Origin of the sequence: Thiomicrospira sp. (genome assembly GCF_036568485.1) — a bacterium.
Taxonomy (GTDB): domain Bacteria; phylum Pseudomonadota; class Gammaproteobacteria; order Thiomicrospirales; family Thiomicrospiraceae; genus Thiomicrospira.
Genome location: NZ_DATCSL010000008.1, coordinates 38,195 through 55,946, shown reverse-complemented (window position 1 = coordinate 55,946; position 17,752 = coordinate 38,195). Strand labels below are relative to the sequence as shown.

Below are 17,752 nucleotides of genomic sequence, written 5' to 3'. Positions count from 1 at the left end.
AAAGTTTTGGTGGTTTTGTTGCTTTTATAATTAAATAAAGGGAACGGGTTTTTACTATCAGGTTTTACTTATGGGTTTATCCGCCTATTAGTAATTGTGATCGTAGATTTGTTTGACCCTTATTTTAACAAGGGTTAATATGAATTTCAGTTGTATAAAATTTACATAGGCTATGCCGAACTATGACCCAGCCACAATCCCATACGAGTTTGACGCTTCTTAAACATATTATGGAAAACTTCCCAGATGGGGTGTTTACATTAAACTCAGAGTTAAAAATAACCTACGTTAATCCCGCTTTTTGTGTACTGATGGGATACCAAGAAGACGACTTGTTGGGAACGGAGATCACCACCCATTTACAAGACCTAAATATTTTGGCGGAATGTCAGGCTGAGATAAATGCCAAGGGTTTTTGTCAAGGCCAAGAAACCATTTTCAAACGCGCTGATGGCACTTTATTAAATATCTCCAAAAATGTTCAAACTTTGTTAGATGAAGACGGCAAACCCGGCTTAATCATTAGTGTACGTGACTTAACTCCCATTCATCAGCTGAATTCAAAGCTCACTAAAACCAGTCAAGAGCTTGAACATTACAATCAATATTTGTCTGATATTGTGGCTGAGCGAACTCAGGTTTTGAATGACCAAATGGCGGTGTTATCGAGCTATAAAAAAGCCATTGATGTCAGCAGTATGGTCAGCAAGTGCGCACTGGATAAGCGCTTAATCGAAGTCAATGATTCGCTTTGTGAGCGCTCAGGTTATCGGCCAGAAGAGTTAATCGGTCAAACCTGCACCTTTTTGTGGAGTCAAGAATCTAAACAGTTGGTGCCTGAAATTACCGAAATGGTCTTAAGTGGTAAACATTGGAATGGCATGGTCACTATGTTGACCAAAACCGGCACGAGTTTTTATATCGAAGCTTATATAGTGCCAATCAGTAATGAATCGGGGCAGGTCATTGAGTTGGTGAATATCAGCCATGATGTCACGCCTTTAATGGAAACCACCCAAGCGTTAAGTCATCGATTGCATTATGATTCACTTACCGAGTTGCCTAATCGAGTTAAGTTGCTTGCCGATGCGGAGGCGTCCAATCAGTCTGAACACATCATCTTGTTTAATATTGATAGTTTTAACGAAATCAATACATTTTATGGTCACTATTTAGCCGACAAACTCTTAAAAGTGTTAGCGCGTAAGTTCGTTGAATTAACTTTAGGTTTGCCAGCTCAAGTGTATAAATTGCCTATTGATGAGTTTGCCATTGTGATTAAAAACGATTGGTCTCGAGCTGATCTTGAGGCGTTTGTTCAGGGTTTGCTAGAACTGGTATCCGCCCGTAGTTTTAAAGTCGGCTTGGAACAAATCAATTTAACTTTAACCGCGGGTCTGGCTTCTTCTCAAGCGCTCAATAACCAAGCCAAAGATGCCTTAGTCGCGGCGGACATGGCGCTTAAAATGGCTAAAAGACAGCGTAAACCTTTTGTTTTTTACGAATCAAGTTTAAATATTAAGCAAAGTTATGAAAACAATTTAGCTTGGATTAAACGTTTACGTAGTGCGATGGAAGAAGACCGTTTAGTTCCTTTCTTTCAACCTGTGGTCAATGCCAAAACCTTAAAGGTCGATTACTATGAATGCCTAGTGCGGATTGTGGAAACCGATGGGCAAATTGTGTCACCGTTTAATTTTTTAGAAACCGCCAAGAAACTCAAACTATACCCACAATTAACTCGACGTATGTTGGACAAAGCGTTTGAAAAGTTTGCGCAGGAACGAGACAGTTTTTCGATTAATCTCTCTATCGAAGATATTGTAGATCCGGTGACCAGTGCTTGGATTATTGATAAGGTGCGTCACTGCACGTTTGCCGATCGCGTCATTTTTGAGATTGTGGAGTCAGAAGGTATCCAAAATTACGATGTTGTGAATCATTTTATTCGCGACGTGAAACAGTACGGTGTCAAAATTGCAATTGATGATTTTGGTGCAGGCTATTCAAACTTTATTTACATTATGCGCTTAGATGTTGATTTTATTAAGATTGACGGCTCGATTATCCGTGATATTCAGCATAACAAATCGTCTCAAGTGATTACCGAAACGATTATTAATTTTGCGCGTAAATTGAATATTCAAACGGTTGCCGAGTTTGTGGCAGATGAAAGTATCTATGAGTACGTCAAACATCTTGAGATTGATAATTTGCAAGGTTATTTGTTTGGCAAGCCAGAAAATCACCTATTAAATGCAAGTTAAGCACCAGGCCTGGTGCTTAAAGACCGTCTTGTTTATGCACATTATCAGGGGTGTTAAAAAAGCGCGGCTTTTTAAATACCACCTTGTTTTTTCTTGATGATAGGCGCCGACGCCAACTCAGATTGACTTGAATACGCCAAAGTACGTGAATTCCCAAGTAGCCAATACTGCCCAAGGCTAAACCCACCACAAAGCTACCCAGTAACAAGGGTTGCCAGATAACAGCAAAAGTATGGAAAATCCATTCCCAGCTTATGACAAAGTTCAAACTTTCGTTCGCATGTTCCCCTAACAACAATGAGCCTACCCGGTAGTTAAAGTACCAAATAGGCGCCATGGTAAAGGGGTTACTAATCCAGACAAGCGCAACGCTCAGGGGCAAGTTTGCTCTTACAAACATCGCAGATAAGGCCGCCGTAACCATTTGCCACGGCATGGGCATGGCGGCCCAAAAAGGACCCACAAAAAAAGCCTTGGCCACCGAGTTTCGGTTCAAGTGCCAGAGATTGGGGTCTTGAAGCCAATGTGCAATTGCGCTGAACCCTTTGATTTTAAGTAGTTTCTTTGGGTCCGGTATCCATTTTTTAAAGAGTTTTTTTGGCATGTTTATCTGGTTTTCGCTTGGATTTATTGGGGTTGTTTTCGGTCTTTATCAACTAAGTGACTGGCCGAGTGGGTTATATCTACTTGCCGTGATGTTTGTTTTTGGTTTTGCAATTTGGCGATCTTGGACTCGCGTTAAACACTTCAGTTTAGGCGTTATTATAGGCTGGATTTGGTTAGGTTTGTTTGTATTTTTGACACCCAATTTAACCGAGTCAGTTATGGATCAAACGCTATGGGCGGAAGGGCGAGTAGTGGGTTTGGTGCAAAGCAATGCAACCCAAACTGACGCTCTGCCTATTCAGCGGTTCGAGATGCGTTTGTCACGCTTAGAAGGCCTTGATAAAACTATTCAGCAGACCTGGTGGTGGCCAAAACCGACGATTCGTTTAAGTTGTTATCGCTGTGATTGGACGCCTAAAGCCAGCGAGTCCTATCGATTAGCGGTGCGAATCAAACCCATACATGGCAGCATGAATCCGGGCGGGTTTGATTACGAAGCCTGGGCGCATCAACAGGGCTTAAAAGCCACCGGCTATGTCAGAATAAATGAGGCAGAACCGCGCTTGCTTAAATCTGGATTTGATCACCATCAAATGCGTGCGGCCTTAGGACAACATTTAAAGACGGTTTGGGGCGAGTCACGTTTTAACGGAATTTATAACGCTTTGTTATACGCCGATCGCCAGGCAATTTCGGATGAAGACTGGTCATTAATGCGCGCCACTGGAACTATCCACCTAATGGCTATATCTGGGCTGCATTTGGCTTTGGTCGCTTTAATGGGGTATGGCATAGGACGTTTGATTTGGCGTTTACCGATTCGACACTTTGAGCGTTATCCGCTGCATTGGTTTGGCAGTTCGTTGGCTTTAATATTGGCGACTATTTATGGTTTGTTGGCGGGATTTAGTATTCCCACTCAGCGAGCTTGGATCATGGTAGCGGTAACGCTGGTGTTTTTATTGTTAAGGCGACAGTTTCAACCCTGGTCTGTGTTGTTGTTGGCGGCTTTTTTAGTAGTTGTTTGGCAGCCAGCAAGCGTATTGTCACAAGGTTTTTGGTTGTCGTTTTTGGCAGTGGGTTTGATTTTTTTAGCTTTAAGCCAACCGCAAGTTAAGTCACGGCCTGTTTGGCAAAAAGCGATTTTAATTCAATTAGTCTTGTCTATCGGTTTAGTGCCAGCTCTATGGTGGTTTTACCAACAAGTGCCGGTATACAGCCTGTTTGCAAATCTAGTAGCCGTGCCATTCGTTAGTTTTGTGGGTTTGCCTTTGTTGTTTGTGACCACTCTGGTGTCTTTTGTATCCAGTGAACTGGGCTCATTGTTAGTTTGGCTGAACGATTATTTATGGACTGGCTTATGGTGGGTTTTAAACCAGATTGCGCAATGGCCTTTGAGTGAGTGGCAACCCAGGCCGATTGGCTTATGGCAGGTCGCTTTGGCGTATGGGTTGGTGTTTTTTGGTATCTTGTTTCGGCGTTACTCTGTCGATTCGATATCAAAACCTGAACCGCTTAAAAAGCCTGTAAAACGCTGGCCACTGGTTAAGGGATTGAGTTTGAGTTTAGCGATTGGGGTGTTGTTTTGGCCAAATAAACCAGAAACCCTCGATTATGGTGTCTTCTGGTTAAGTCTATTAGATGTTGGCCAAGGCCAAGCTTTAGTAATTGAAACTCAAACTAAAACCTTGGTTTATGACACCGGGCCAAGTTATGGCGCGCGCTTTGATGGCGCCCAAATTGCCATTTCACCATATTTGCGTTATCGCGCTAAGCAAGCGATTGATGTGTTAATCGTGAGTCATGCAGATCGAGATCATGCGGGTGGCGCACTCAGTTTAGCGAAAGATTGGTCAATCGAAACTCGTTTAAGTGGGCAAGTTGAACGTTTACAGCAGAATTTCGATCTGCAGGGTTTTGAAGCTTGCCAGGCCGGTCAAACTTGGTGGTGGGATGGTGTTCAATTTGAAGTTTTAGCGCCGGGTTTATTTGTAGCAGGGGATCACAATGATCAATCCTGCGTTTTAAAAGTCAGTGCGGGTGACACGAGTGTCATGATTACAGGTGATCTTGGTTCTAAACATGAAGCCAAATTAATCGACCATTATGGTTCAGGACGCCTACAAAGTTCGGTATTGATCGCTGGTCATCATGGCAGTCGCCACTCAAGCCACCAGGCCTGGTTACAGAGTTTACAACCTGAATTAGTGTTGTTTAGTGCCGGTTATCGTAATGCTTTTGGTTTTCCCGCTCGCCAAACCCTTCAACGTATTGAAAACGAAGGGATTGATTGGTTGAATACTGCCTGTGCAGGCGCGATTCAAGTTCTGTTTCGGTCAACGGGTTGGCAGGTGATGAATCAATCTCGTATGTCTGATAAACGTTGGTTCCATCATCAATGTGAAATGGAGCAGAGGGATGGCTAATGAAATCGCTGTTAAATCAATTATGCATAAAATAATAAAGCTTAACTCAGGCGCTAGGACTGATAATGAATACTTGATCGTTTCTGTTAATATAAGTCATATTTTAAGAAAAATTATTTAGATAGAATTAGGTTGGATAGTTATGTTTGAAAGCGCCTTTGTTGAATTTGGTATTTTACTGGCCGTATCCGCGGTAGTTGGTTTTATCGCTATGCAACTTCGCCAACCTTTAATTGTCGCATTTATAGCGGTTGGTATTATTGTCGGGCCGGCGGTATTAGGCGTGGTATCGCTAAATGAACAGATTGATTTGCTCGCACATCTGGGGATTGCGATTCTATTGTTTGTGGTGGGCTTGAAGCTCGACCTTCATATTATCCGTACTATGGGGGTGGTCGCTTTATTCACCGGGTTAGGCCAGGTCATCTTTACTTCGGTATTTGGTTATTTAATTGCCTTGGCCTTAGGAATGTCGCCTATTGGCGCGTTGTATGTCGCCGTCGCTCTGACATTCTCTAGTACGATTATTATCGTCAAACTGCTATCAGACAAACGTGAATTAGATGCCCTGCATGGCCGTATCGCAATTGGGTTTTTGATTGTGCAAGACATTGTAGTTGTGCTGGCGATGATTGGTTTGACCGCGATGGGGCAAAATGATGGCACGACCAGTGTAGGTTTGGAGGCCTTTTGGGTACTGGTTAAAGGCATGTTTATGCTGCTAGTGGTCGCGTTACTTATGCGATATGTTATTCCTGCCTTATTAAACCGTTTAGCGCGTTCTCCTGAATTACTTATTTTGTTTGCGATTGCGTGGGCTGTAATGGGGGCCTCAGCCGGACAAATGTTAGGTTTCAGCCAGGAGGTCGGCGCTTTCTTGGCGGGCATCTCGCTCGCATCCACTCATTATCGTGAGTTAATTGGCGCGCGTTTAGTCAGTTTGCGAGATTTCTTGCTGTTGTTTTTCTTTATCAGCTTGGGTGCGAGCTTAGAAATGGAAACACTTGGCGCTCAAGTAGTTCCAGCGCTGATTTTATCGGTGTTTGTTTTAGTTGGTAATCCATTAATTGTCATGATCATTATGGGATATATGGGCTATCGAAAACGTACTGGCTTTTTAGCCGGGTTAACGGTGGCACAGATTTCCGAGTTTTCGTTAATCTTGGCCGCTTTAGGCTTTAATTTAGGTCATATCAATCAAGAGACGGTAGGCTTAATCACTCTGGTCGGCTTAATTACGATTTCGGCCTCGACCTACATGATTTTATATTCGCACCCGCTTTATGAAAAGTTAGCCCCGTTAATGGGTGTATTTGAGCGAAAAGTACCTTATCGCGAGGTCGCATTAGATCAGGAACAAATTGAGAAACCCACCGATGTAATTGTTTTTGGTTTGGGGCGTTTTGGGATGGTGATTGCCCAAAACCTTCAAAAGCAAGGAAAAACCGTATTGGGTGTGGATTTTAACCCAGATTTGGTCCGAGAAACCTCCGAACATGGTGTGCCAACGCGTTACGGCGACGCCGAAGATCCTGAGTTTATTGCTAGTTTGCCTTTGCATGAAGCTCAGTGGGTGGTGGGTACGATGCGAGATCGGCATTTAAATATGGCCTTATTTAAGTCACTCAAAGAAGATAACTTTGACGGTAAGATCGCTCTGGCCGCCACTCATCAAAAGGATGCTGATCAACTCAAATTGATGGGTGCGGATATGGTACTGGTGCCTTACCATGATGCCGCTTTAGAAGCTGTACATCGGTTATTAACAAATGGCGCACCCATTGAATTTGATAAGTCTAAGGATGGAATATGACTCGTTTAAATAAAATTTTGTTTGTGTCACAAGACCCAGCTAAAGAGCAGGCCTTGTTTGATTGGACCCTAAGCTTGGCCAAACGCCATCAAGCGAGTTTGATTTGTTTGCGCGTATTTCCAGCTGTCAGTGTTGGTTTAACCAGTTGGATCAATAATGTTTCGCCTTCTGATGTAATGACTAAACAAACGCAGTTTGGTTTAGAATCAATGCATGCTTGGTATCAGCAAGCACGTCAACAAGGGGTAGAACTAAAAACAAATGTGGCGTTTGGCAAGTTGTTTTACAAAGCCATTCAAATGGCCTTAGTTGAGCAGGTGGATTGGGTTGTTAAACAAACAGATGAAGAGGCACAAGACATCCCCAGTCGCATATTTGGTTCTCAGGATATGCATTTGTTGCGCAAGTGTCCATGCCCGATTTTACTCCACAAACGCGGCGCTAATCTCGAGTTAACCAACGTGATGGCCAGTATTGATGTCGATCTTGAGTCGGAATCCGTAACCATGAACCCGTTAAATGAAACCATACTTGGCTTAGCGCAAGACTTAGCACAAGCCGAAAAGGCACAGTTGCACGTTGCACATGCCTGGCAGGCAGAAGCGGAAAACTTAGTGCGTTATTGGAACAGTGACATGTCAGATGAGGATATGGTCAATTTTAATGAGTCGATTCGCAACCAGCATTTATCCGCGTTAGAGTATGAAATTCGTGCGCTACGCGAAACTCAGCCAGACCTAAAGGTGCATGCAGCAAAAGGTCAGGCTTCTGAGGTCATTCCAAGGCTGGTGTTGAGTCATAATGTAGACTTATTGGTGATGGGCACACTTGGGCGTGCTGGATTACCAGGCCTGGTCATTGGTAATACCGCGGAAAGCATTTTAGAGCGAGTACAATGTTCGGTTCTGGCGATTAAACCTGATGGATTTGTATCACCAGTAACGCTCTAGGATAATGACTGATAAATAAGCGGTTTAGCGCAGGTTTTGTCATAACAGGCAAGGGGGTTTGCTATAATTGCTATAAGTTAAATTTATCTTATAGGTTGCTCGTAGATGTTAGAACAAACCCTGACCCAAGTGCTGTTATTGTTGGCCGTCACAGTCTTTATCATTTTATTATTTCAGCGTTTGCAAATTCCAGCCAGCTTAGCTTACCTCGCGGTAGGTGTTTTACTTGGTGGACATACTGCGGGCCCGGTGGTAAGTGCTGAATATGTTCAAGTCATCGCACAGTTTGGTATTGTGTTTCTTCTCTTTACGATTGGTTTAAGTTTCTCAATGGCGCAAATCTATGCGTCTCGTCATACAATTTTAGGCTTAGGCACGGCTCAAGTGGTTTTAACGACTGCGGTGGTGGCGCTTATTTTGTGGATGATGGGCGTGCCCGGTATTGCAGCTTTTGTGATAGGCGCCGTCTTTGCCCAATCTTCAACCACGATCATTTCTAAACAGCTCGTTGAGCAGGGCGAAGATCAAACCCGTCATGGCCGTCTGGGTGTCACCATGTCGGTATTTCAAGACATTACCGCGGTGCCATTTGTGGTGATTATTCCGGTACTAGCGGTTGCTTCCACCCAAGCTCTGGCGATGGATTTAGGTTGGGCCATGCTGAAAGCGGTATTGGCTTTTTTGATTGTGTTTGTATTAGGGCGTTATTTATTAAAACCCTTTTTTCACATGGTGGCCCAACGTGGTTCAGCGGAACTTTTTACTTTAACCGTGCTTTTGGTGTCATTAATGGCGGCTTGGACCACTATGAGTCTAGGTTTGTCTATGGCGTTTGGTGCATTTTTAGCCGGTATGATGCTGGCCGAAACTGAATTTCGCCATCAAGTTGAGTCAACAATTCGTCCGTTTCGTGATGTTCTGCTTGGTTTATTCTTTGTCAGTATCGGTATGCTGGTTAATCCAGCCATTTTGCCGGATATATGGCTTGAAGCCTTACTGGGCGCATTAGCGCTATTAACGGTTAAACTTCTGTTGGTCACCGCCATTGTTAAGTTCTCTGGTGTCGATTTTGCCACGGCCTTGCGTACCGGTTTGTTATTAGCAGTAGGCGGTGAGTTTGGTTTTGCCTTGTTGGCGATTGGCATAGAAAATGCCATTCTAGAAGAACGCATGTCGCAAGTCGTGTTAACCGCGGTGTTATTCTCAATGATTATTGCGCCGTTTTTGATTCGTTATAATCAAAAAATTGCCAGTTGGTTTAAACCCAAACCCGATCAAGGCGTGAGCAACGAGATCACCATAGAACAGAGCGCACCGGATAATCAAACCAATCACGTTATTATTGCCGGATATGGCCGCATAGGGCAGATTGTCGGACACATGCTAGAAAAAGAGAGTGTGCCTTATGTGGCGCTTGATATGGACTCAGGCCGTGTCAAAGAAGCACGTTTAGGTGGCGAGCCGGTTTATTATGGTGATTCATCCGATTTGGCGGTGCTTGAAAGTGTCGGCTTAATGCAGGCTAAATTGGTACTTATTTGCCATGACGATTTACCTTCTACCTTAAAAACGCTCAAGCTTGTGCGCCAGACCAGCCCAACTATTCCGATCTTAGTTAGAACTCGTGACGAAATGCACGTTGATGAGCTGCAAAAAGCGGGGGCGACCGAAGTCATTCCTGAAACCTTTGAAGCGGGTTTAATGTTGGGTTCTCATGCCATGTTGGCGTTGAAAATGCCTTTGGCTAAGGTGGCAAGAACCTTGCAAGATAACCGAGTCAGCCGTTATCAAATGATGCGTGAATTGTTCAGAAGCACGGTTGAAATCAACGACTGTCGAAATTTGCCGGAGTTTTTACATTCCATCGCTTTGACCGAAGGCAGCTCAGCGATTGGTCAGACGCTTGCAGAATTGGATTTAGAAGCGGACGCTGTAGTCTTAAATGCACTGGTTCGAGAAGGCGAGCGTAATTTAACACCCGATCCAGAAACACGTTTGCAGCGTGATGATGTATTGGTGTTGTTTGGCGCGACTGAAAACTTGAGACGCGCTGAAAGCCGCATGACCAACTATTGTGCAATTAACTAGCGTTAAGCACCAGGCCTGGTATTAAGGAATCAAATGATGTTACAAATTAAAGCCAAAACGAGGAGTATTACTTGAGTTGGCCAAGTTTTTGGTTAAAAGCCGATTGGCGCAGTCGCCTGTTAACACCTTTATCTCAAATGGTATGTTGGTGGGCGCGTCGTCGACTGGAGCGTTTTCGCCAGACTCGCCCTCAATCACCAGGCCTGGTGATCGTAGTGGGGAATGTTGTCGTCGGTGGTTCGGGTAAAACCCCGTTTATTCAATGGTTGGGTCATCAACTTAAGGCGCGGGGTTTGTCTTATGGTGTGATCAGTCGCGGCTACGGTGGTCAAGCCAAAGCCTGGCCGCAAATTGTCACGCCAGATTCGCCGCCAGGCCTGGTAGGCGACGAACCGGTATTAATTGCACAAAGTTTAGACTGTCCGGTGGTGGTGTCACCTAAGCGAGCCGAAGCACTGGATTTAATGTTAAGTCGGTTCGATGTGGATGTTGTCATCAGTGACGACGGCTTACAACATTATGCGCTCGCGCGTGATATTGAGCTGGTGTTATTGGATTCTGCGCGCGCAAATAATGGCTTGGGCAATGGTTTATGTCTGCCAGCCGGGCCTTTGCGTGAACCCGCTAAGCGTTTAAATGAAGTAGATTTTGTGGTGTTTAATGGTGATCAACCAAGCTGGTTTGAATTTAGTCCGCCAGCCATTGGCCAAATGCAACTTAAACCAGATTATTTTTATGCGCTTAACCAACCAGGTAAACGTTTTGATATCCATAAATTTGCAGGTCAGGCGGTTTATGCTATGGCTGGAATTGGCAATCCCGCGCGTTTTTATGAAACCTTGCAAGTTTTGGGGGTGAAGGTTGAGCCACTTAATTTTAGTGATCACCATGCTTATCGGTTAGAAGACTTTAAATCGCTAGACCCTCAAAAACCCGTGCTTATGACAGTGAAAGATGCGGTAAAATGTCAAAAATTTGCCGCAGACAATTGGTGGGCGCTAGAAGTCGAACCTGAGTGTTCCGACCCATTTGCACAAAATTTATTAAATCATATAAGTCGCCACCCTAAACTTAAACATAAGGCCAGCACATGACGTTAAACCCAAACTTATTGGATATTTTGGTTTGTCCTATTAGCAAAACCAAGCTAGTGTATGACAAGTCTAAGCAAGAGTTGATTTCGACCGCGGCTAATTTAGCTTTTCCGGTACGTGATGGTATTCCGGTGATGCTTGAAGAAGAAGCGCGTCAGATTACGCCAGATGAGGCTGAACATTACCGTAAGTTAAAATCTTAATCTGGTTTTGTTGCATATTCCAACTTGTTTATCCCTATTTACCTAAAGGCTTTGCTATGTCTTTTAATGTGATCATTCCCGCGCGTTTTGCATCCAGTCGTTTGCAAGGCAAACCCTTGATGGATATTCACGGCCATCCGATGATTTATTGGACTTGGCAACAAGCTCGTAAGTCTGGTGCACAACGTGTGGTGATTGCAACCGAATCCGAGCAGGTAAAAACCGTATGCGAAGCCTTTGGTGCAGAGGTGTGTTTGACCAGCGAACACCATCAATCTGGCACTGAACGTATTGCGGAAGTGATTGATCAGCTGTGTTTATTGGATAACGAAATTATCGTTAACCTGCAGGGCGATGAGCCGATGTTGCCGGAAGACTTGATCCATCAGATCGCGCAAGCTTTAGAAGGCCGTCATGATGTGTTTATGGCGACGCTGTGCGAACCGATTGAGGATTTAGATACCTTGTTCAGTCCTCATGCGGTCAAGGTGAGCCGTGATGCGCAGAATTTTGCGATCAATTTCAGTCGTGCCCCTTTACCTTGGGCGCGAGACGAATTTGCGAATGAACCCAAGGTTTTACCGACTAATTGGCATTATAAACGCCACATTGGTTTGTATGCCTATCGCGCCGGGTTTGTGAAACGTTATGTGGCTTGGCCAGAATGCGATTTGGAGCAGGTCGAAAAGTTAGAACAACTGCGTGTTTTGTGGCATGGCGAAAAAATATTAGTAGAAGATGCCTTATGTGATGCTGGTGTCGGGGTCGATACCCAAGCGCAACTGGATAAAGTACGTCTGTTGATGAAACCCGTAAAACCATAATGAGAATGAATGTTTAAATATCTTACCTTAATTGGCGTTGTTATTTTTTTAGGCTGGTTATTACAGCGTCAGTGGCGTTTAAAAAAGATGCAGTGGAAAGGAGAGCGAGTTCCCGAGCAAAAAGGCTTGCGCCCGATTACCTTGTTGAGCTTGGTGATGGTAGTGTTGTATGGTGGTTATATGCTTTGGTATCTAATTAATCAAATGCTGCAAACGGTGACATGAGCCAATCTGAAAAAATAAAACTTGAGCATGATGCGGCTAAGCTTTTTATGCGATTGTACGAAGCTAAATTCGGCATAAAAATGCGTCATATTTTGCACAATGAACCGCGCAAGCCGGATGTAACCTGTTATTTTGACCATCAAAAACTTGACCTAGAAATTGCGCATCTATATGGCAGTGAGGCTGAAGCCATGCATTTATTAGGTCGCGAACTAAAACACGAAACCCGCCAAGCTTTAATTAACCTTATCCAAACCCCACCAGATCATCGCTTACTTGAAGCCCTAAATCTGTTGCTCAAAAATAAGGGCGACAAACGTTATCATTCTGAACAAACTTGGCTCGTCATTCGTAATGCTAATCCGCTTTGGACACGTGAAGATTTTGAACGTAATTTGCATCTAGTGAGTTTGCCGGATTCTCATCCGTTTGAACAGATTTGGTTGTTAGGGGATATGCTAGGTGAGACGGGGATCTTAAAACTCTATCCCTAAATTATCTGAATTAGCCAAGCTGTGGTTTTTTATAACCACAACCAAAAAAGCCGACATGAAAAGTCGGCTTTTTTATCAATCGCGCAAGTTATTATTTTCCGCGGTAGGTAATGCGACCTTTAGTTAAGTCGTAAGGTGTGAGTTCAACCTTAACCTTATCGCCCGCTAAAATGCGGATATAGTTCTTACGCATGCGACCCGAAATGTGAGCCAGAATTTCATGTCCATTTTCGAGTTGTACTTTGAACATAGTGTTTGGCAAGGTTTCTAGAACCGTACCTTCAAATTCGATTACGTCTTGTTTTGCCATAAGTCCTTTCTAGGAATTGCCCTTGGATTAAAATTGTTGCGGATTATACCATGTTTTGAATAGGAAAATTTAAAAAATAGTGAAACTGATCTAAGGGGTTAGGTAGGTTTGGCGAATATCTTTTATCAGGGATTCAAATTCGGCGGGGCAGGAAGTGGGGTGCATTAACCAGTCAAACAAAGTCTGGTCATCTTGCTCGAGCAATTGTGTAAATTGGTTGATGAGAGCCGGGTTATCTTGCTGAATTAACACCTTGTCAATATAAGCATTCAGCAACAGTTCAGCTTCCAAATTCCCGCGTCGAGCCGCGAGCCGAATTGGATTTAACCAGGCCTTGTGCTTACTCATAATGATTTTTTAAGTATCATATGTTTGATTTCAGAGATGGCTTTACTCGGATCTAAGCCTTTCGGACAGCTGCTGGTGCAGTTTTGAATATTTCGACAGCGGAAAGTTTTGTAGGGGTCATCCAAACTTTCTAAACGTAATTCGGTGTGTTGATCACGGCTGTCTTTTAAAAATCGACTCGCAGCCAATAAGGCGGCTGGGCCTAAAAACTTATCTGGGTTCCACCAAAAAGAGGGGCAACTGGTGGTGCAACAGCCACATAAAATGCATTCGTAACTCCCGTCCAGTTGATCGCGTTCTGCGGGGCTTTGCAAATGTTCATGATCTAGGTCTTTAATCGGCGCTTCAAGGGCAGGATCAACTGCGTGATAGTGTTGGTAAAAAGTGTCCATATCAATCACCAAGTCACGAATCACGGGTAAACCGGGTAGTGGGCGGATGGTAATGGGTTGGCTGAGTTCGGATAAACGGGTGATGCAACTTAAACGGTTTTGGCCATTTACATTCATGCCATCCGAACCGCACACACCTTCACGGCAAGAGCTGCGAAAGGTAAGAGTCGGATCTTGCTCTTTGAGTTTTTGCAAAGCTTCGAGCAACATCATATCGTCGCTAAATTCAGCTGAATTTAATTCGAACGTTTGAGTATAGGGCACAGAATCGGTTTCTGGATTAAAACGGTAAATGATAAATTTCATAATGGATTCCTGGCGTTTAATAAACGCGGGCTTTAGGTTCAAAACTCTCAACGCTGAGCGGTTTGAGTTGCACCGGTTTGTAATCTAACTGATGGGCGCCTGCAAAATACAAACTGTGTTTTAACCAGGCCTGGTCGTCACGCTCCGGAAAGTCAATACGAGAATGCGCCCCACGACTTTCTTCGCGGGCTAAGGCGCTGTGTAGGGTGGCATAACCAATCGCGAGTAAATTATCTAGCTCAAATGCCTGCAGACGTTCGGTATTAAAGACATTGGATCGATCCTGTAATCCTACCTGGCTTAATCGCTGACTTAAGGCATCGAGTTTTGGTAAGGCTTGTTGCATCGTATCGCGATCACGAAACACGCCGCAATGCTGTTCCATGATTTGTTGCAGATCTTGTTTGATTTGGCGAATTGAATCCTTAGGGCTTGCTGAATCACTATTGGTTTCTGGATTCTGCCATTTTTGAATGCGTTGCTCAACCTGGGTCAAATCTAACGCGGGATCAAAGCGTTCGGCCGATTTGGTTTTTAAACTTTGATTTAAATGTCGCGCCGCTTCACGGCCAAATACCACTAGGTCTAATAAAGAATTACCCCCTAAGCGGTTCGCACCATGTACTGATACACAAGCGGCTTCGCCAATCGCGTATAAACCTGGCACCACCTTTATTTGACCGTTTTGTTTCGTGATAACTTGCCCGTGTAAATTGGTCGGAATACCGCCCATCATATAGTGGCAAGTTGGGTGAATCGGGATCGGGTGTTCAATTGGGTCTTTACCGACAAAGGTTAAGCAAAGATCACGAATGCCGGGTAGGCGTTTTTTGATGATGTCCGTGTCAAGATGGGTTAAGTCCAGTTGAATATAATCTTTGTTTGGGCCACAACCGCGACCTTCACGAATTTCAATGGCTATCGCGCGCGCCACTACATCACGTGAAGCTAGGTCTTTTACTTTGGGCGCATAGCGCTCCATAAAGGCTTCGCCTTGCGAATTACGTAGCAGACCACCTTCACCACGCGCGCCTTCGGACATTAACATGCCTTTGCCCGCGATGCCGGTAGGGTGGAATTGCCAGAATTCCATATCCATTAAAGGCAAACCGGCACGTAAAATCATGCCTAAACCGTCACCGGTATTGATGGTGGCATTAGTATTGGTTCGATAAACCTGGCCGGCACCGCCAGTGGCGATCAGAATATGATGCGCTCGCATTAAACGATATTCGCCGGTTTGAATATCTAAACACATCACCCCGGCGATTTGACCGTCTTGGTCTTTAATTAAATCAAGTGCATAGTGCTCAGAAAAAATGCTAGTGCCAGCTTTGAGGTTTTGCTGGTAAAGCGTATGCAAAATCGCATGGCCGGTTCGGTCAGCGGCGGCGCAAGTGCGAGTGGCTTGAGATTGGCCGAACTCTTGGCTTTGTCCACCAAATGGGCGTTGATAAATTTTGCCAGAATCCAAACGGGAAAAGGGCACGCCAAAATGTTCAAGTTCGCGCACAATTTCACTGGCTTCACGACACATAAATTCAATCGCATCCTGGTCGCCTAAATAATCACTGCCTTTAATCGTGTCAAACATATGCCAATGCCAATTATCAGCCGATACATTGCCTAAAGCGGCATTAATGCCACCTTGAGCCGCTACAGTATGGGAACGTGTGGGAAAGACTTTGGAGATGACGGCGACCTGGTGTTTGGATTCGGCCAGTTCTAATGCAGCACGCAATCCTGCCCCACCAGCGCCGATGATAATGGCATCAAAATGAAAATCATCTGTTTGTAAACTGGTGTTCATAAGTGTGCTCCGATTAGTTGTGTGGTTAACCAGGCTAAATTGGCGATCACAAATAACCAAACCAACGCCATACTAAACAACAAGCCCATTAAATAACGTCTGGGCGCATAGTCGATTAACACATCACGCAGTCCAACCCAAGCGTGGATTAAGCCTAAAGCGATCGCCACTAGGCCTGGTATAAAAACCGCAGGTGAACTCAGCAAAGCCGTTAATTGATTAAATGATTGAATGGGTTGGTTCAAACTAAGCCAAGCAATATAAGGGAAAAATAAGGCAAGATAAAACCCACTCAGCATTTGCCAGACATAAGCACGTTGACCACTTAATAATTTCATAACCAAATCCTCGCCAAAATCAGTAGGGCACCGAGCCCCCAAAATATGAAACTGCCGAGGGCGGCTTGGTGTGTTCTTAAGGCGGTTTTAATTCGGCTATTTAGGCAAAATTCAATCAGTAAATGTCGAACTCCAGCTAACCAATGAAACCAAAGTGCGAGCCAGAATAAACTCAAAAATATCTGACCGCCAATACTCGACAACCAGGCCTGGTGCTTTGTAAAGTCATCTGGCACAAATAGCATTTGATTAAGAACAAATAGCCAAATAAATAAAGTGAGGATTAAAACCACGCCACTGATGCGATGGCTGATAGAAACGAGGGCGTTGAGCGGAAAGTGGAAGTGCCACAAACTTAAGTTAACTGGCCGTTTATCGGTGCGCGGTATCATGAGCCTCCTTAACGAAATGCTTGTCGCGGTTTGTGTTTGAATCTTATTCCATGACACACGCTAAAGCAAATGCAAAGCCGATTAAGCTCAAATGGATTGCAGCTTCCACGGAAAAGGATCCGCGGGTAGAGCCGTTTGGCGTTGAATAATGGCTTCAAACTCTTCTCGTGGCAGGGTAGTGGCGCCCAAGCTTTTAAGATGATCGGTTTCCATTTGGCAATCAATCATCGGCCAGTTCCAAGCTTTAAGTTGCTGACATAACGCCACCAGCGCCACTTTGGAGGCGTCCGACATTAAAGCGAACATAGATTCACCAAAAAACATTTGACCCACGCTTAAACCATATAAGCCGCCGACCAGTTGTTCTTCATGCCAAACTTCAACCGAATGTGCGTTTCCGGTTTGATGAAGTTGCACTAAGGCTTGTTGCATATCTTGGCGAATCCAAGTGCCGTCTTGACCAGGCCTGGTGGTGGTTGCGCAGGCTTTTACAACGTCTAAAAAAGCTTGATCAAAGCTCACCATAAATTTTTCAGAGTTAAGGGTTTTGCGCAGGCTTTTGCTGATTTTAATTTGATCGGTAAACAGCACCGCGCGCGGGTTCGGCGTCCACCAAGTAATAGGTTCGTCGTCGCCCGACCAAGGGAAGATGCCTAACGCATAACTTTTAAGCATCCATTCTGGTGTTAAAGCTTCGACGCCAACCGCCAGTAAACCATCCGGTTCATCTAAGGCTAAATGCGTGGGCGGAAAATGCGGCGGTAACGAGTCATCAATCCAGATAGGTAGGTAGTCGGGGTAACATCTCATAGTCTGCGTTAGATTCTCATTCAGTTAATCAGTTTGTTTAAATAGCATCTTAAGGT

At 44.4% G+C, this 17,752-nt stretch carries 18 protein-coding genes; 10 read left to right on the top strand and 8 right to left on the bottom strand.

Annotated features, from left to right (window positions below):
- The first annotated feature begins 182 nt into the window (after positions 1-182).
- Positions 183-2,267, top strand: a complete 2,085-nt coding sequence (locus tag VIM91_RS00995) for a bifunctional diguanylate cyclase/phosphodiesterase (protein WP_331862974.1) — start codon at positions 183-185, stop codon at positions 2,265-2,267.
- A gap of 16 nt (positions 2,268-2,283) precedes the next feature.
- Here VIM91_RS00995 and VIM91_RS00990 read toward each other — a convergent pair whose 3' ends face one another.
- Positions 2,284-2,871 (bottom strand): DUF2062 domain-containing protein, encoded by a 588-nt coding sequence (locus VIM91_RS00990; protein ID WP_331862973.1) that lies wholly within the window; start codon positions 2,869-2,871, stop codon positions 2,284-2,286.
- On the opposite strand from VIM91_RS00990, the gene VIM91_RS00985 reads away from it, so the two are divergent.
- The 9 genes from VIM91_RS00985 to VIM91_RS00945 all read left to right on the top strand — a co-directional run bounded on the left by VIM91_RS00985 (position 2,870) and on the right by VIM91_RS00945 (position 12,990).
- Positions 2,870-5,299, top strand: a complete 2,430-nt coding sequence (locus tag VIM91_RS00985; RefSeq protein ID WP_331862972.1) for a DNA internalization-related competence protein ComEC/Rec2 — start codon at positions 2,870-2,872, stop codon at positions 5,297-5,299. The genes VIM91_RS00990 and VIM91_RS00985 overlap by 2 nt on opposite strands.
- Before the next feature lie 142 nt (positions 5,300-5,441).
- A complete protein-coding gene (locus VIM91_RS00980; protein WP_331862971.1) occupies positions 5,442-7,112 on the top strand; it encodes a cation:proton antiporter family protein in 1,671 nt (556 codons plus the stop codon).
- Positions 7,109-8,062 (top strand): universal stress protein, encoded by a 954-nt coding sequence (locus VIM91_RS00975; protein WP_331862970.1) that lies wholly within the window; start codon positions 7,109-7,111, stop codon positions 8,060-8,062. The genes VIM91_RS00980 and VIM91_RS00975 overlap by 4 nt, the downstream gene beginning before the upstream one ends.
- Before the next feature lie 105 nt (positions 8,063-8,167).
- The gene (locus tag VIM91_RS00970) at positions 8,168-10,150 is read left to right on the top strand and encodes a cation:proton antiporter (protein WP_331862969.1); all 1,983 of its coding nucleotides are present in this window, start codon (positions 8,168-8,170) and stop codon (positions 10,148-10,150) included.
- 71 nt (positions 10,151-10,221) lie between these two features.
- Positions 10,222-11,244 (top strand): tetraacyldisaccharide 4'-kinase, encoded by a 1,023-nt coding sequence (gene lpxK, locus VIM91_RS00965; RefSeq protein ID WP_331862968.1) that lies wholly within the window; start codon positions 10,222-10,224, stop codon positions 11,242-11,244.
- Positions 11,241-11,447: a Trm112 family protein gene (locus VIM91_RS00960; protein WP_029934633.1), complete on the top strand. Its 207-nt coding sequence runs from the start codon at positions 11,241-11,243 to the stop codon at positions 11,445-11,447. Before lpxK ends, VIM91_RS00960 begins: the two co-directional genes overlap by 4 nt.
- 56 nt (positions 11,448-11,503) lie before the next feature.
- Positions 11,504-12,271, top strand: coding sequence for a 3-deoxy-manno-octulosonate cytidylyltransferase (gene kdsB / locus VIM91_RS00955; RefSeq protein ID WP_331862967.1), 768 nt, complete (start codon positions 11,504-11,506; stop codon positions 12,269-12,271).
- Positions 12,272-12,280: 9 nt separating this feature from the next.
- The gene (locus VIM91_RS00950; RefSeq protein ID WP_331862966.1) at positions 12,281-12,496 is read left to right on the top strand and encodes a hypothetical protein; all 216 of its coding nucleotides are present in this window, start codon (positions 12,281-12,283) and stop codon (positions 12,494-12,496) included.
- On the top strand, positions 12,493-12,990 hold the full coding sequence (locus VIM91_RS00945; RefSeq protein WP_331862965.1) for a hypothetical protein: 498 nt from the start codon (positions 12,493-12,495) through the stop codon (positions 12,988-12,990). Before VIM91_RS00950 ends, VIM91_RS00945 begins: the two co-directional genes overlap by 4 nt.
- A 91-nt stretch (positions 12,991-13,081) precedes the next feature.
- Here VIM91_RS00945 and infA read toward each other — a convergent pair whose 3' ends face one another.
- The 7 genes from infA to aat form a co-directional block, all read right to left on the bottom strand.
- The gene (infA, locus tag VIM91_RS00940; RefSeq protein WP_029934638.1) at positions 13,082-13,300 is read right to left on the bottom strand and encodes a translation initiation factor IF-1; all 219 of its coding nucleotides are present in this window, start codon (positions 13,298-13,300) and stop codon (positions 13,082-13,084) included.
- Positions 13,301-13,390: 90 nt separating this feature from the next.
- Entirely contained in the window at positions 13,391-13,648 is a 258-nt protein-coding gene (locus tag VIM91_RS00935) for a succinate dehydrogenase assembly factor 2 (RefSeq protein ID WP_331862964.1), read from the bottom strand.
- Positions 13,645-14,346, bottom strand: a complete 702-nt coding sequence (locus VIM91_RS00930; protein ID WP_331862963.1) for a succinate dehydrogenase iron-sulfur subunit — start codon at positions 14,344-14,346, stop codon at positions 13,645-13,647. The genes VIM91_RS00935 and VIM91_RS00930 overlap by 4 nt, the downstream gene beginning before the upstream one ends.
- Positions 14,347-14,362: 16 nt before the next feature.
- The gene (sdhA, locus tag VIM91_RS00925) at positions 14,363-16,156 is read right to left on the bottom strand and encodes a succinate dehydrogenase flavoprotein subunit (RefSeq protein ID WP_331862962.1); all 1,794 of its coding nucleotides are present in this window, start codon (positions 16,154-16,156) and stop codon (positions 14,363-14,365) included.
- Positions 16,153-16,494 (bottom strand): succinate dehydrogenase, hydrophobic membrane anchor protein, encoded by a 342-nt coding sequence (gene sdhD / locus VIM91_RS00920; RefSeq protein ID WP_331862961.1) that lies wholly within the window; start codon positions 16,492-16,494, stop codon positions 16,153-16,155. Before sdhD ends, sdhA begins: the two co-directional genes overlap by 4 nt.
- Positions 16,491-16,886, bottom strand: a complete 396-nt coding sequence (gene sdhC / locus VIM91_RS00915) for a succinate dehydrogenase, cytochrome b556 subunit (protein ID WP_331862960.1) — start codon at positions 16,884-16,886, stop codon at positions 16,491-16,493. The genes sdhD and sdhC overlap by 4 nt, the downstream gene beginning before the upstream one ends.
- A gap of 87 nt (positions 16,887-16,973) precedes the next feature.
- Positions 16,974-17,696 (bottom strand): leucyl/phenylalanyl-tRNA--protein transferase, encoded by a 723-nt coding sequence (gene aat, locus VIM91_RS00910; RefSeq protein ID WP_331862959.1) that lies wholly within the window; start codon positions 17,694-17,696, stop codon positions 16,974-16,976.
- Positions 17,697-17,752: the final 56 nt, after the last annotated feature.

What these genes read in the sequence shown, in the direction of transcription:
- VIM91_RS00995 (WP_331862974.1), top strand. Translation starts at nt 183, where the DNA reads ATGACCCAGCCACAATCCCATACGAGTTTGACGCTTCTTAAACATATT.
- VIM91_RS00985 (WP_331862972.1), top strand. Translation starts at nt 2,870, where the DNA reads ATGTTTATCTGGTTTTCGCTTGGATTTATTGGGGTTGTTTTCGGTCTT.
- VIM91_RS00990 (WP_331862973.1), bottom strand. Translation starts at nt 2,871, where the DNA reads ATGCCAAAAAAACTCTTTAAAAAATGGATACCGGACCCAAAGAAACTA.
- VIM91_RS00980 (WP_331862971.1), top strand. Translation starts at nt 5,442, where the DNA reads ATGTTTGAAAGCGCCTTTGTTGAATTTGGTATTTTACTGGCCGTATCC.
- VIM91_RS00975 (WP_331862970.1), top strand. Translation starts at nt 7,109, where the DNA reads ATGACTCGTTTAAATAAAATTTTGTTTGTGTCACAAGACCCAGCTAAA.
- VIM91_RS00970 (WP_331862969.1), top strand. Translation starts at nt 8,168, where the DNA reads ATGTTAGAACAAACCCTGACCCAAGTGCTGTTATTGTTGGCCGTCACA.
- VIM91_RS00960 (WP_029934633.1), top strand. Translation starts at nt 11,241, where the DNA reads ATGACGTTAAACCCAAACTTATTGGATATTTTGGTTTGTCCTATTAGC.
- kdsB (WP_331862967.1), top strand. Translation starts at nt 11,504, where the DNA reads ATGTCTTTTAATGTGATCATTCCCGCGCGTTTTGCATCCAGTCGTTTG.
- VIM91_RS00950 (WP_331862966.1), top strand. Translation starts at nt 12,281, where the DNA reads ATGTTTAAATATCTTACCTTAATTGGCGTTGTTATTTTTTTAGGCTGG.
- VIM91_RS00945 (WP_331862965.1), top strand. Translation starts at nt 12,493, where the DNA reads ATGAGCCAATCTGAAAAAATAAAACTTGAGCATGATGCGGCTAAGCTT.
- infA (WP_029934638.1), bottom strand. Translation starts at nt 13,300, where the DNA reads ATGGCAAAACAAGACGTAATCGAATTTGAAGGTACGGTTCTAGAAACC.
- VIM91_RS00935 (WP_331862964.1), bottom strand. Translation starts at nt 13,648, where the DNA reads ATGAGTAAGCACAAGGCCTGGTTAAATCCAATTCGGCTCGCGGCTCGA.
- VIM91_RS00930 (WP_331862963.1), bottom strand. Translation starts at nt 14,346, where the DNA reads ATGAAATTTATCATTTACCGTTTTAATCCAGAAACCGATTCTGTGCCC.
- sdhA (WP_331862962.1), bottom strand. Translation starts at nt 16,156, where the DNA reads ATGAACACCAGTTTACAAACAGATGATTTTCATTTTGATGCCATTATC.
- sdhD (WP_331862961.1), bottom strand. Translation starts at nt 16,494, where the DNA reads ATGAAATTATTAAGTGGTCAACGTGCTTATGTCTGGCAAATGCTGAGT.
- sdhC (WP_331862960.1), bottom strand. Translation starts at nt 16,886, where the DNA reads ATGATACCGCGCACCGATAAACGGCCAGTTAACTTAAGTTTGTGGCAC.
- aat (WP_331862959.1), bottom strand. Translation starts at nt 17,696, where the DNA reads ATGAGATGTTACCCCGACTACCTACCTATCTGGATTGATGACTCGTTA.